Annotated in this window: 4 protein-coding genes; all 4 read right to left on the reverse strand. The window is 33.0% G+C overall.

Translation table 11 applies throughout. The annotated features are described in order from the left end of the window. Positions 1 to 307: 307 nt before the first annotated feature. The gene (locus tag P8F83_RS13145; protein WP_326511515.1) at positions 308 to 3,724 is read right to left on the reverse strand and encodes a fibronectin type III domain-containing protein; all 3,417 of its coding nucleotides are present in this window, start codon (positions 3,722 to 3,724) and stop codon (positions 308 to 310) included. Between the two features lie 120 nt (positions 3,725 to 3,844). Beyond that, positions 3,845 to 4,606 carry a MurR/RpiR family transcriptional regulator gene (locus tag P8F83_RS13150; protein WP_326511516.1) on the reverse strand — a complete coding sequence of 254 codons (762 nt, stop codon included), beginning with the start codon at positions 4,604 to 4,606 and terminating at the stop codon, positions 3,845 to 3,847. A gap of 315 nt (positions 4,607 to 4,921) precedes the next feature. Continuing rightward, the gene (locus tag P8F83_RS13155; protein ID WP_326511517.1) at positions 4,922 to 9,127 is read right to left on the reverse strand and encodes a fibronectin type III domain-containing protein; all 4,206 of its coding nucleotides are present in this window, start codon (positions 9,125 to 9,127) and stop codon (positions 4,922 to 4,924) included. 172 nt (positions 9,128 to 9,299) lie between these two features. Continuing rightward, positions 9,300 to 15,845 (reverse strand): glycoside hydrolase family 2 TIM barrel-domain containing protein, encoded by a 6,546-nt coding sequence (locus P8F83_RS13160; RefSeq protein ID WP_326511518.1) that lies wholly within the window; start codon positions 15,843 to 15,845, stop codon positions 9,300 to 9,302. Positions 15,846 to 15,857: the final 12 nt, after the last annotated feature.

Genomic DNA, 15,857 nt, shown 5'->3' on the forward strand with positions numbered 1-15,857 from the left:
TTCTATCTCGTGAGTTAAAACTCACGTCTTGATAATATTTTAATATTATATTTGTATTAGTGTCAATATGTAATATAATGTTTATTTTTTCTCAACATATTATTAATGTTTTAGTGTTTTTAGTAATAATTTAATTTTAGACTTTTATTTATGTTAATATATAAATTTTTACGGGTTCTAATTGTTTAATTCTTCAAAGACATTGGTTTTTCTTAAGTTTATTCGCTAATCTAAGGCTAAAAAATATTTTAATATTAGGTATTATTTTAAAAAAAGAAGAAGCCCTAAGACTCCTTCATGTTAACTCTTATTCATTTGTTGGCTGATATCCTTGTTCTATTATGCTTCCGTTGAAGCCTCTAACAGTTCTACCATTTTTGTAGCTTAGGATGAATTTACGTGACCAGCCTTCTCCTTTTTCTCCTGTTACTTTGTCGATACCGCTGCTTACGCCTTCACCTGTTCCATTTATGATGTGATTAAATTTTTGCATTACTGCATTTTCATTTGCGAAGGTTTGTATGCAGGCATTTTCTACAACTACGCCTTCTTTGTTTGGTACTTCAATTGCATTTTCAAGTTCTATTTGTACTTCTGTTGAATCATAGGTTGGACCTGTGTATATAAATACGTTGTAGATTCCAAGTCCTACTGCATAGTGGTTATTTACATTGTTTGCTACTTTATAAGCTGCGTAGCCTTTTACAGTGCCATTGTGGGACATCCATGCTTCTTGGCTTATTGGATCATATGCCTTTTCATTTTGATAGAAGTAAGTTGCTCCATTTTCACCGTTCCATAGGGTATCATAATCTTGGAAATGTTCATTGAATAGTGCATAGCTAGTTACATCATCACCATTTACTATTAATCCATGTTTTGATGTGTTTCCATTCCAAGCTACACCTGCACCATGGTCTGCTCTCCATATCCAGAAGTGATCTCCTATTACATCATCACTATTTATTATTAAAGCATCATCTGCTTTTGTTAAGCTGCTTGTTGTTCCACCTACTCTAAAGAATAAATCTGATAAAAGTGTTGGATTTGATGAATGATCTTTATTTGCACCATCTTGTCCAACTACTAATAATGCTTTTGAGTGTGCTCCTGCATCAAATATTAATCCTGCTACTGTAACTCCATCTACGTCAGCAATTTTCATAGCTGCATCTCCATTATCAGGAATAATTGATGCCATACCAGTTCCTAAAACAACAGTGTTTGGATTATTAACATTTATTACTTGTTCTGCATGGTATACGCCAGGAGTAAAGAATATATTTTTGCCGCTGCTTAATTGCCCATTTATTTTACTAGCTGTGTCTCCTTCTTTTGCTATATAGAAGTTATTTAAGGAAACAACGTTACCAGTTCCCATACTGGTTCTAGACCATGAAATTCCTCTACTATTAGTCTTAAGTGAAGGAACAAATACTTTATATTCTCCATCATCATCTAAGAATAGGAAAGGTTTTTCTTTTATTTTTGGAGTGTTTGTAATACTTGTATTAACTTGTTGTTGATTATCTGAGGTTGGAATTGCCCAGTTGCTATAGCCGTTACCTTTTAGTAATTGAGTTCCTGTTTGTGCTGTTGGTAAGTTAGGTGCAATAACTCCTTGATAAAAGGCATTTAAGGTTGTTCCATATACTTTTCCAGTTACATTCGAGTTTCTTGTATAGAATTGTTGTCCTGAGAAGGTTCCTGAGCTGTTACCGTCACTTGTAACTCCTTCAATAAGACTGTCTGCAACATATCCACCGCTTGCCCATCCATAATTCCAGTCATAGCTTACTGGACGCTGAGAGTATATTCTTCTCATTGGTGCTGCTTGTGCTATTCCCCAGTTAAATTGATCTGGTCTCCAGCCTCCATAATAAGAGCTGTTATCTCCAGTTTTAATAACTGAGAAGTTCTCTACTGATCTCCAGAAGTTACAGGTTGCATTATTATTAGCTAAATATGCTGGTACCTCTAGATTGTTTAATTTTACATCATATGGGGTTTTGCCTAGTCCAGCAACCTGAGTATAAAATCCTACAGGCATAGTTCTTGTGCTTGTATAATCTCCTGGTTTAAAGTAAAGTGAGAAACGATTTTCATTAAATTGTGCATCTTTTTCTATGTCGTTTTGTAACTTAAATATATCTAATACTACCTTGTCAATGTTTGCTATATCATCAAATGGAGAGAAGAAAATCATGTTTTCACCAAACATCTCTTTTTCTAAAGAAGTGTATTCATCAGATAATCCTGATGCTCCATTTGAATTTACAGCTACAACTTTGTAGTAGTTATTGTACTTGCCTGAGTTTATATTAGTATCTGTATAGGTTAGTCCAGTGATTCCTTCTGCTATTTTCTTGTAGCCATCTCTATCATAAGCACTTCTAGCACGATATATTTGATAGCTGTTTGCTCCATTAACTGCCTTCCAAGATAGCTGAAGTCCTCCTTGAACTTCCTTAACACTTAAATTACTAGTTGTAACTGGTCCTGAACCATTTGTGGTTTGAACATCAATATTTACACTTTCAGATTGTGGACTATCTCCATTTACTGTACTAACCATTACTGTATAGTTAGTTCCAGGTGTTAAGTTCGTAACGTTTAGTGAGGTTCCACTTGTTTCTTTATTAAATACTTGCGCCAAGGTTGCTTTATTAATTACAACAACCTTATATCCAGTAATTATACTATTAGTAACACCGCTCCAAGAAACATTGAATGATGTGTCGTTTGTATTAGAAGCTTGTACATTTGAAACCATCTTTGGTTTTGTAACTGAGTGAATAACAAACTTTTCATTGTTAGTAAGCTCACCTGTGTAGCCTCTTCTCATCTTTTGATCAACTACAGTAATATAGCTGCCATTTTGTGAATCTTTAAAGGATACTGTTCCATCTCCATTAGGTGATACTATTATGGATTCCCATCCCCATGCTTTTACATCTGCATTTTGGAATACTTCATCTGCTCCACCTGACTTCCAAGCTAGGTTTGAAAATGCTTTAGAAACAAAGTTCATTACTGGAACCCCATCATATGAACCATACAAAGGGAAAAATCTTAGGTCATCTCCAATTGCTCCATTTGTTTTTTCTCCAGTAACCCTTATTGGATTACCATTAACCCCATCTGCTTTTATATATTTTCCTGATTGTTTATGTTCAATATATACACTAACATCGTTGTATTTAGGTGAAATTATATAGAATTTTTCTGCTTGATCTGAACTGGTTGTACCAATAGTTAATTTGTTGTTAGCTACATTTATATACTTTCCTTCGAAATTCTTTAATCTTAATAAACCTGAACTTCCATCAACTATTTCTGTTTGAAAGCCTTCCCACTTGCCTGTTGTCATCTCGCTTTGTTTTGCACCATTTGCTAATAGGTTTCCATTGTTGCTTACCCAAACATTACTAGGATTATCCACTCTGCTTATTTGAATACGATTAACAGCCTGGTATTGTTGGACTGTAAATAATGCATTGTCTCCAAGGTCATTTCCATTGGTTTGATCAACATTCTCAAGCAGTGAGCCATCTTGTGCAACGCTTATGACTTTTCCTGAGGTTGCCGAAACTATATAAGAATATGCGTCATTAGCCTGGTAGTTATTTTTATCAACTACCGCGTTCCCCTGTGCAAATACCAGATTAGCATTTGTAAAAATCATGCTTAAGGTCAAAACTCCAGTTAGAAATTTCTTTAACATTATCCTTCCCTCCTATATTTTTTTCTGTAAGCCTACACTTATATTATAAAAAATGTTTACATAAATTTATACATTTTACATAATCCTAGGAACGTATTCCAAAAAAAGAAACAAGAAAAATTAATCTTCTTGTTCTTTGTTCATTCTTATATAAGCTTGATGGGCTAATAATTCAATTAAGGTTACAACAGGAACTTGAGTTGTTAGGTTTAAGTATGTCTCTTCTTTGCTTTTCACTTCTGGCATATAATAGGACAAATTATAATCAGCAATTCTAGCTAAAGTTGATTCTTCATTGTTTGTAATGCTTAGAACCTTAGCTCCATATCTCTTAAAATCCTCAGCTTTCTCTATCATCTGTACGGTTTCTCCTGATACAGAAATAATTATGGCTAAGGTGTTTTCAAGTCCTCTAGGTGGAATTGGATAAAAGGGATCTGATATACTGTAGGCATTCATCTTCATGTTTGTAAAATATCTACTTCCATACTCTCCTAATATACCGCTAGTCCCTATTCCTGAGAAAGCTATATGACGAGCATTTACTATCATATCTATGGCAGGTTTTAAAACCTTTCTATAATCCTGTTTATTTACATCCTTTAAAAACCCCTTTATATGTGAACCTAAATCAAAAAACTCTTCAATTGCTTGTGAGTCGTATTCATCAACCTTTTGTTTAATCTTATACTTAAATTCGGCATAGCCAGAGAAACCCAATTTATTGCAACAACGTAGAATACTTGATGGAGATACATGACACACATTTGATAGCTCTCTTATGGTCATTTTTGATACTTCTTCTAAATTATCTACAACATATTGATACACAACTATTTCTAAGTCATTTAATGTCTTTACTTTTTTAGGATCAAAAATCATATTTACTCCCCCCGGCAAACTAATAGATATTGATCTGATTTTATCAAGTGAAACTTGATTCAGGTGGGGTTTGATCTCCATCTGAATCTTAGTTGAACTTATCTGTGGTCGTGCCACTGTTATCTACCACTTGAAGAAGTGGGAGTGTTACAGTGGCTAGACATCAGATAAATCTACTTACTTTATTTTCCTATACAATAATTATATCTCAATGAAAATGACCCATCAATGATTGTTATTACGTTTACATGAAATGTATTACCTTATGCATAAAAAAAGAAGAAGCATTAAGCTTCTCCTTTACTTTAAAACTCTTTATTTACTTGAAACTTCTTTTTTTCTTCTTTTTATAAGAATAGCTCCAGTTGCCATGATTAATGCTCCTAATGCTATTAAATAAGATTGGTTCATTCCGCCTGTTTTAGGTAAATTACCCTGGTTCCCGTTGTTGCTTCCATTATTACCTGTTCCCCCGTTGTTTCCGCCATTACCAGGTTCTTCATCGACTGTTTTCTTGATTAATCCTTCTACTGCCTTATCTAAATTACTTGTAGCTTCATCAACCATCTTTTGGTCTGCCTCTTCATTAGCTACTATATCCTTAGCTTTAGTTAAAGCTTCTTTTAAAGTAGCCCAAGTTGCACTTGTGTAATCCTCTTGCTTTAGCCCTTCTGCTTCTGCTATTTTTGCATTTAGTTTACTTTTATCCCCCTTAATTATAAGCTGGCTTATTGCTAAGTTTATATTAGTTTCTAATTCATCAACTGTTGTTTGTTCAACATTATCATCTTTTAATACGGCTTGAGATTTTTCTATTAAATCAACTAATGTTTTTGAGCTTGCTTTAGTATAAATATCAAGCTTTATTTGTTTTACATTATTTAATGTTGCTTCTAGTTTCTCTTTATTTGCCTTTAAGGAAGCTTTTGAAATCCCATCTTGAAGCTCAGCTGCTACTCTATCAACTTCATCTTGTTCAAAATCCTCTGTATCAATTATAAGTTTAGATTTAGTAACTAAATCTTCTAATCCTTTGATGCTTAAAGGTTTATATTTTTCAAGATTAGCTAAAATTTCATTAGCTGAATCTACTGCTTTTATTAAATTAGATTTATCTGTTTTATATTCATTAGTTGGCTGATATCCTTGCTCTACTATGCTTCCATTAAATCCTCTGATAGCTTCTCCATTTTTGTAACTTAATATAAATTTACGTGACCAACCTTCTCCTATTTCACCTGTTTCTTTATCTATACCGCTGCTTACACCTTCGCCAGTTCCATTTATAATGTGATTAAATTTTTGCATTACTCCATCTGCTTTTGCAAATGTTTGAATGCACGCATTTTCTATAACCACACCTTCCTTGTTAGGAACTTCTATAGCATTTTCTAGCTCTATCTGCACTTCTGATGAGTCATAAGTTGGTCCTGTATAGATAAATACATTGTATATTCCAAGTCCAACAGCATAGTGAGTATTAACCTTATTTGATACTTTATATGCAGAGTAGCCTTTTACCTTTCCATTGTGAGACATCCATGCTTCTTGGCTTATTGGATCATAAGCTTTTTCATTTTGATAGAAGTAGGTTGCTCCATTTTCACCATTCCATAAAGTATCATAATCTTGGAAATGTTCATTAAATAATGCATAACAAGTTACATCATCACCATTTACTATTAATCCATGATATGAATTGTTTCCATCCCAAGCTACTCCTGCACCATGGTCAGCTCTCCATATCCAGAAATGATCACCTATTACATCATCACTATTTATTATTAATGCATCATCTGCTTTAGTTAATTTGTCTGTTGTTCCACCAACTCTAAAGAATAGGTCTGCTAAAAGTGTTGGATTTGATGAATGATCTTTATGCTCTCCTTGTTCACCAACAACTAGTAATGATCTTGAGTGTTCTCCTGCATCAAATATTAATCCTGCTAATGTAACTCCATCTACATCTTCTACTTTCATAGCAGTTTCACCATTATCAGGAATAATTGATGCCATACCTGTGCCTAAAAGTATAGTATCAGCCTTATTCACTTTAATAACTTCTTCTGCATGATAAACTCCTGGGGTAAAGAATATATTTTTACCATTTTCTAATTCCTTATTAATTTTAGAAGCATTATCTCCTTCTTTTGCTATATAGAATTCATCTAAAGAAAGAACTTCTCCACTACCCATGCTATCTTTTGACCATGACACTCCTTTTGTTTCCTTATTAAGTGAAGGAACAAATATTTTATATTCTCCATCATCATCTAAGAATAAGAATGGTTTTTCTTTAATTACTGGAGTATTCGTAATACTGGTGTCCACTTGCTGGGTATTATCAGCTGTTGGAATTGCCCAGTTGCTATATCCATTACCGTTTAATAACTCTACTCCAGTTGCAGCTGTTGGTAGGTTAGGAGCTATAACCCCTTGATAAAATGCATTTAAAGTTGTTCCATATGCACTTCCTGTAATCTCAGAATTTCTTGTGTAGAATTGCTGACCTGAATAAGTACCAGATGTTCCTTCAATGATACTATCAGCAACATATCCACCGCTTGCCCATCCATAGTTCCAATCATAACTAACTGAACGTTCTGAATAAATTCTTCTCATTGGAGCTGCTTGTGCTATTGACCAGTTAAATTGATCTGGTCTCCATCCTCCAAAATAAGATGTATTATCTCCAGTCTTTATAACTGAGAAGTTTTCTACTGATCTCCAGAAGTTACAGGTTGCATTATTGTTAGGTAAATAAGAAGGTACTTCTAGATTATTAAGTTTAACTTCATACGGAGTTTTACCAAGTCCAGCAATCTGTGTATAATAACCTACAGGAATAGTTTTTGTTTTTGTATAATCCCCAGGTTTAAAGTAAATTGAGAAACGATTTTCATTAAATTGTGCATTATTTTCAATATCGTTTTGTAGTGTAAAGATATTCTTTATAACTTCGTCTATTTTTTGTGTGTCATCAAAAGGTGAAAATAATATAATGTTATCACCAAATAATTCTTTTTCTAATGAAGTATATTCATCTGATAAATCTGATTCTCCGTTCTCATTTTTTGAGACAATCTTATAATAGTTATTGTATTTTCCTTCATTTTCAGCAGTATCTACATAATTTGTATCAGTGATACCTTCCCCAATTTTTACATAACCATCTTTATCATAAGCGCTTCTAGCACGATAAACATCATAACTAGTTGCATTATTAACGGCTTTCCAAGAAAGGTTAATTCCTTTATCACTTTCTTTTACAATTAATTCAGTTGCCTTAGCTGGTACAGGACCATTCTTAGTTTGAACATCTATACTTTCGCTTTCAGAGTATGGACTATTAGCATTTAAAGTACGAACCTTTATTGTGTAATTAGTTCCAGCTGTTAAATTCTTTATAGTTAACTCTGTTTTATTAGTTTCTTCGCTTTTAATTTGCTCCAAGGTAGCCTTATTGATAGCTATAACCTGATAGCCACTGTATATGCTGTTATTAACTCCATCCCACGAAATAGTTAATGAGTCACCTGTAGAATTAATTAATCTTACATTTGAAGCTTTCTTAGGCTGAGTAACAGCATGTATTATGAATTTTTCATTATCTGTTAATTCTCCTGTATATCCTCGTTTCATTTTTTGATCAGCTACTGTTATATAACTCTTATTTTGTGAATCTTTAAAGGAAATAGTTCCATCTCCATTTGGTACAACAATGATTGATTCCCATCCCCCTGCTTTTATATCTGTATTTTGAAAAACATAGTCCGAACCGCCAGACTTCCATGCTAAATTTTTAAAAGCTTTAGAGACAAAATTCATTACAGGTACTTCATTAAAAGACCCGTATAATGTGGAAAATCTCAACTCGTCTCCAATAACATCTCCTGCTTTATCACCATTAACTGTTATAGGATTCCCATTTACTCCATCAGCTTTTACATACTTTCCTGATTGCTTATGCTCAATGTATACAGTAGTGTCATTATATCTAGGTGATATAATATAAAAGCTTTCTGCTTGGCTAGAATCGCTTGTTCCAATAACCAGCTTATTGTCATCTTTATTAATATATTTTCCATCAAAATTCTTTAATCTTAATAAACCTGAACCTTCATCAATAATCTCTGTTTGAAATCCTTCCCAGCTTCCAGCAGAAATATTACTTTGTTTTGTGCCGTTAGCTGATAAGTTTCCATTGTTACTTACCCAAACATTATTTGGTTTGTCCACTCTGCTTATTTGTATTCGATTAACTTGTTCATATTTATTAATTGTAAATAATGCTGTATCCGCTAGTTTATTTCCATCTGTTTCTTCTACCGTGTCAATTAATGCTCCATTTTCGTCAACCTTTATAACTTTCCCTGACGTGGCTGAAACTATATAGGAATATTCATCGTTTGATTGGTAGTTATTTTTATCTACTACTGAGTTTTCTTTTGCAAATGCTATGTTGGCATTTGTAAAAACCATACTTAAAGCCAATACCCCTGTTAAAATCTTTTTTAACATTACACCATTCTCCCTCTTTTATTCTGTAAGCTTACACTACTATTATAAAAAATGTTTACATTTAATTATATATTTTCCAAATTATAGAAACATGTTCCAAAAAAAGAAACAACTCATAATTAGGCATATAGAAAAAAGGAGCACTATGGCTCCTTTTCTCTGTTATATATTTTTACTCATCAGAGGGGTTCTGCTTTTTCTTCTTTATAACAATAGCTCCAGCTGCAATTGTTAATAATCCTAGTACCACGGCTTGAGAAGGATCTACTCCACCTGTTTGAGGTAAATCATCTTCCTTATCTCCATTGTTTGGATTGCTTCCATTATTGTTGCTGCCACCATTGTTGTTGCCGCCACCGTTGTTATTACCGCCGCCATTACTTCCTCCGCCGTTACCAGGTTCTTCTTCATCTACTGTTTTCTTTACTAATCCTTTTATAGCTTCATCTAAATTACTTAAAGCTTCATCAACCATCTTTTGATCTGCCTCTTCGTTAGCTGCTATATCTTTAGCCTTAGTTAAAGCTTCAGATAAAACTTTCCAGGTTGAGGTTGTATAAGCTTCTTCTTTTAATTCTTCTGCCTCTTTTATTTTTTCGTTAAGTTTGCTCTTGTCTCCCTTAACTACTAATTGACTTATTGCTAGATTTAAGTTTGTTCTTAACTCATCTACAGGTGCTTGTTCTACATTATCATCTTTTAACACTTCATCTGCTTTAGCTATTAAATCAACTAATGGTTTTGTACTTTCTTTAGTATATATTTCAAGATTTAATAGTTTAACTTTATTAACTGTAATTATTAAATTTTCTTTATTAGCTTTTAAACTAGCTTTTGAAACTATTTCTAATAATGTTTTTGTTATTTTATCAACTTCTTCTTGTTTAGCATCGTCTTTGTTCATTACAGATTTAGCTTCATTAACTACTGCTTCTAATCCTTCAATACTTGCTGGTCTGTATTTATCACTGTTTGCTAAAACATCATTTGCTACTTCTAATACAGTCTTAAGTGATGTTTTATTTGCTCTAAATACTAGATTTACTATTGATGAACCAAGATCATCATAAGCCTTTTTAACTTCTGCTTCTGATGCATCACCATTTTTAGATACTTCTTTTGCAATATTTAAATTGTTTATGAAGTTTTCCCATGATGCTGTTGTATATTTGTCTTTATATTCTAATATAGATTCTGCTGTAGATATAAGGGTTGTTAAGTTTAAGTTATCAGCTCTATCAGTTAACTTAACTGTTGCTTCAAGTAATTCCTTAAGCATATTATCAACTTCTGTTTGAGTTACTTCAAGATTTTCTATTACTCCTTCAGCCTTTATAATTGCAGTTTTTAATATCTCTACTGAGGCTGGAGTGTATTTTTCTTCATTTTGTAGTTTTTCTTTCGCAATTTCAACTTGTGATTTTAATATTTCTTTATTAACCTTAAGTTCTAACTGTGCTTTTGCTAAGGTTAATTTATCAACTGCTTCATTTATTTCAGTTTGTTTAGATAGGACATTATCAATAACTTCTTTTGCTTTATAAAGTGAAGTTATGAAGTTAGTCCAACTTTGCTCAGTGTAACTTCCCTTTTCTATATTCAAGTTTTCATTATATAAACTAACTAATAATGTTTTATCTGTTTCTGGTAATTCTACCTTTGGAACAACTAAGTTATTAATATCTAACCACGTAACAACTGAATCATCTTGTGGTTTAATTAGATATTCTGTTTCTTCTTTTCCAAACGCAGTTTTCTGAGCAACTATCTCTTCAGCTGTTAATGCCTTTGAGTAAACTCTTGCACTACCAAATTCATAATCACTTGTTCTACCAGTTTCAGGACAATAACCTAACCATAATGATTGAGTATTTGCTGCTAGTCCACTTGAAGCAACAGGAGCTGTTCCAAGCAAGGTTCCATCAACATATACTGCTAATGTACTTCCATCATAGGTTCCAACTACTTGATGCCAGTTTCCAATCCAATCCTTAGGTATATCAATTATAGCTTCCTTAGTGTACCATTTATTATCTGTAGACTTGACAAATATATCTACTGATATTTTACTTGAACCAGAAGGCCTTGTTCTTAATCCGAAGTTGCTGTCACCCTTACCTATAATCATGTTGTAATCCTTGCTGCTACTAGTTGGTTTCACCCAAACTTCAGTTGTAAATGGCTGTTTACTTTTAAATAAGGAATCAAATATATCTTCACCGTTTGTACCTTTATTATTTGCAAGTTCTAATCTTCCACTTAAGCTAACTCCTCTAGATGAATCTGAAATAAGTTTAGAACTAGTTGTTATTAATGGATTTATTCCATTTTTACTCTTATCTCCTATATATGCTGGATCTGCACCTTTAGTCCTAGCTACATCTTCTACAGCTTTTAGAAGTTTGTTTTTAAGTTCTTCACCTACTTTTGCTTTTTGTTCTTCTGTTAAATTATCATATTTAAACTTAAGTTCCATTACTGCATCATATTGAGAGTAAGAATATACTATTAAGTTTTGAATTGCTGATATTATTTCTCCTTCATCAAATCCCTGAGAATCTCTCCAAGCCTTGCTTAATTCCATTGAAGACTTATCTGTTGTATAAGGTATAATTGTATATTCATAGTTATACGCCTTATCATTATTTACTCTATATTGAGGCAAAGTATCTGGTCCACAGCTCTTATTACCATTACCTTGAGACACATAATCTACTGATAATATTGTTTCTTTTTTAGGTGCACCTAGCTCATATGGATGTCTTGTATTGCTTAAATCCTGAGCAGTAAAGTGAAGTGCATTAGCTTCTAATAGATCTTTTCCTGCTACTAATAAAGCATTATTTTTATCTTTATTATTAACGCTAATCCATTTAACTCCTGTTAAGTTACCTGAATCTTGAGTTTTTAAGAATGGATAGAAGAAATCTGACACTGTATTTTCGTATACGCCAACTGTTGAGAAAGTATTTCTATCTTGATAAGATTCAACTGGTCCATTTCCATACCAAGTTACATTTTCGTAGTTTTCTGGTAAGGTCATTGTTGAACCAACTTTTAAATATCTTCCCATACTTGTCTTTGTTGCATCTACAGTAAGATTAACTGTTACTTCTCCAGTTCCATTTATGGTATAGATGATTTTTTCTTTTGCACCCTTTGCGTTATTTAATATTAAATCACTTGTGATTATGGTCCTTCCATCTTCACCTTTAGTTATATCAATTCCACTAACTGTAATATTTTGATTTGCATTTTTCCATGTTCCATCATAGTTACCATTATCGTTACTTATTGGTGCTCTCCAGAAGTTTGGAGTAGGACCATTTTCAATCAATACTTCTCCATTAAATACATAATTCTTCATTAATCCTGTTGTCTTGTCTATCTTAAAGGAGAAATTTTTTCCTGCTACTGAAATTTCTGACGTATTGCTATTATCTACTGTAACTTCTTCTTTAGATATAGCAGTATCTGCTTTTGGTACACTTGTCTGCACTGCAAATTGTTTATATGAAATTTCATGACCAGCTTTAGCCCATAAAGTATCATTTTTTAAATTAACTGAAATATTTAAATAATATTCTGCACCTGCTTTTATTTGTTTTGGCATACTATAAGGTATAGTAATTGCCTTAGTTTCTTTAGGTGCCACATTTACATCATTCATTACTCCACTATCGATTACTTTTCCATCTTCAAGTAATCTCCAATTAAGAGCATACTCATTTAAATTCTTGAAATTGTTTTCATTGTATACATTAACCTTCCTTGAAGCAATTTCTTTATCATTTGCCTTAAACCAAAAACTTTGATATTGAAATTTCACTTCATAAATCTCTGGTTGAACATCTCTATCTGCTGATATTAATCCATTATTACAGAAGTCTCCATCATTTGGAGTATCTCCCCAATCTCCTCCATATCCATAGAACTTTCCGTTTGCTTCTTCATTATAGAATTCTTGATGTGCATCTGAAGAAGCATAGTAGTCCCAAACATTATTAGAACTCTCACTTATCTCTTTTGAATAATCTATCCATAATAATACTTTTTCTGAGTCAACTTTGATTGCTGGATCTGTGCTGTATTGTGCTTTTATTTCATCTGCTGTTAAAGCATCTTTATATATACGTGCCATAGAAATTACGCCATCAAAATTTCTGCCTCTTACTGTATCGTATCCAACTGCTACTGGTGCTTCTGTTGAATCTATGGCTGAACTTTCTGTTCTAGTTCCTGCTTCAGCTCCATCAATAAATATTCTTAATACACTTCCATCATAGGTTCCTACTACTTGATGCCAGTTCCCAACCCAATTTTCTGGGAATGCTACTGTACAACTCTTCCAGCTGCCACCTGTTACTATAAAGAATTCTAATCCACTTCCCGAACTTTGGGTTTTTAATGCAACTTGATTATCCCCTTTTGAAAGTAGCACGCTATTCAAGTTAGTAGATGCAGGTTTTACAATTGCCTCAAATGTAAATGAAGCACTACTTCCAGATAGCTCTCTGTTGTATACATCATTATTTTCTGATTTCATTATGGTATATCCATCGTAAGACTTACCTGTTATTGATCTATTTCCTGCATCAGAAGTTTTACCGCTTCCATAGACAATTCCTGTAGCCCCTATACCACTTTGGTCTTTGATACTATATTGTTTTGGAAGATTAGTTAATCTAGATTGATCCACCCAATCCCATACAAAAGCGCCTATCATATTTTTTGAACTTCTAATACCATCCCAATATTCTTTTAAATTTCCTACTGCATTACCCATAGCATGAGAATATTCACATAAAACATAAGGCATTGATTGTGAAGCTCTGGACCAAACTGTCTCTACCGTTGGATACATATTACTACTGACATCCACTCCCCCATCTGCTCCTAAACCTTCACTATGAAGTGGACGAGTGTTGTCTCTATCTTTGAAATACCACACCATTTCTGGATATAAATTATTTGCACCATTTCTGTCATAAGACATTTCATTTCCTATAGACCATATAATTACAGCTGTTTGATTTTTTAATGTCTGGAAGGAGGTATTAGTTCTATCCATAGTAAGTGCTTTTAGATAAGTTCCTACTGCACCTTGATTGCTCATTAACGCATGACATTCTGCGTTTGTTTCTCCCATCATATATAAACCGTATTTATCAGCTAAGTAATACAGATATTCATCATTTCCATAATGAGATGTACGAATTGCATTGATGTTGTACTCTTTCATAAGTTGTACATCTTTCTCGATTACTTCTTTTGGAACATGTTTACCATATACAGGATCTGTATCATGACGATTTGTTCCTTTTAATAGTAGTGGTTGTCCATTAATCTTCATGGTTTCATAGTCTTGTGTTATTCTCTTATACTCAGTTCTATTATTTACTTCTGATCTAGTAAATGTTATTTCTCTAAATCCAAGCTGCTGAGATAAACTTTCTAACTGGTTTCCATCATTATCTTTTAGTGTCATTACTAAAGTATAAAGGTTTGGATTTTCTGCTGACCATAACTTTGGAGATAATACATTTTTATCCCCTTTTACTTCTAGCGTCTTATTAGAATCTATACTTGCTACTGGAATACTAAATTCATTATTTTCAAGTACATTAGTACCATTTTCATCAAATAACTTAACATCTACGTTGTAACCTGATATATCATTTGAAGATGTGTTTTTTAATTTTAATGATAGGTCTAGGTTTGCATTTACAAAATTTTCATCCAAATCTGTTACTACTGAATAATCATATATATGAGTATTTGGAGTAGATCTAAGATATACATCTCTAAATATACCACCGTCATAAATCATATCTTGGTCTTCCATCCAAGTACCATCACAGAATTTATGAACCTCAACTGCTAATAGATTTTCTTCTCCTTTAGGATTTAAATAATCCGTAATATCAAATTCATGCGGTCTATAGCTGTCTTCGCTATATCCCACTTCTTTACCATTTATATATACATAGTATGCTGATTCAACACCTTGAAATGATATATATACCCTCCCATTTTCTTGAATCATATTATCGTTTACCTTAAAAACCTTACGATAAAGCCCAACAGGATTGTAGTTCACTGGTGCGCTAGGTACCTGTACATTTTGATCATATTTACTCTGCCATGGCATTTGTACATTTGTATATATTGGGAAGTCAAACCCATAAGTTGTCCAACTCGCTGGCAAAGTTACATTTTTCCAACCATCTTCACTATTTAATACATAGTTATTATTCATGAAACCGCCATCTAAAAACTTTTGTGCCTTACTAGCATTTTGAACTACTGTTAAATCCCAATTATTATTTTCACCTGTTAATGGTTGATAATAATTTGATCTTTCTTTCTCATAATTTAAGGAACCTAGACGAGCTGATTCAACATCGTGATATGCTACTGTTGAAGTAGTAGATTCTTCTCTATTTATTCCAAAAACATCAACTGCTCTAACCGATTTACCGTTAAGGTCTGTGTAGTCTATTCCCATATACTCCTTGTGAGTAAACTTTTTATCATTTACTCCAAGTTTTGTTTCAGCTTGTATTATCTCTGACCTTTTTTCACCCTTCCATGCCTCAATTTTACGATTAACTGTTTCAGCCGCAGAAACTTTGATTGGTATTGCTTGACCTATAGCACTCAGTGCTAACGTTACCAATATACCTAGTGATATTGCTCTCTTTCCTTTTCGATACATATTTTACCCCCT

Origin of the sequence: Clostridium intestinale (assembly GCF_035905475.1) — a bacterium.
Lineage (GTDB): Bacteria > Bacillota > Clostridia > Clostridiales > Clostridiaceae > Clostridium_T > Clostridium_T intestinale.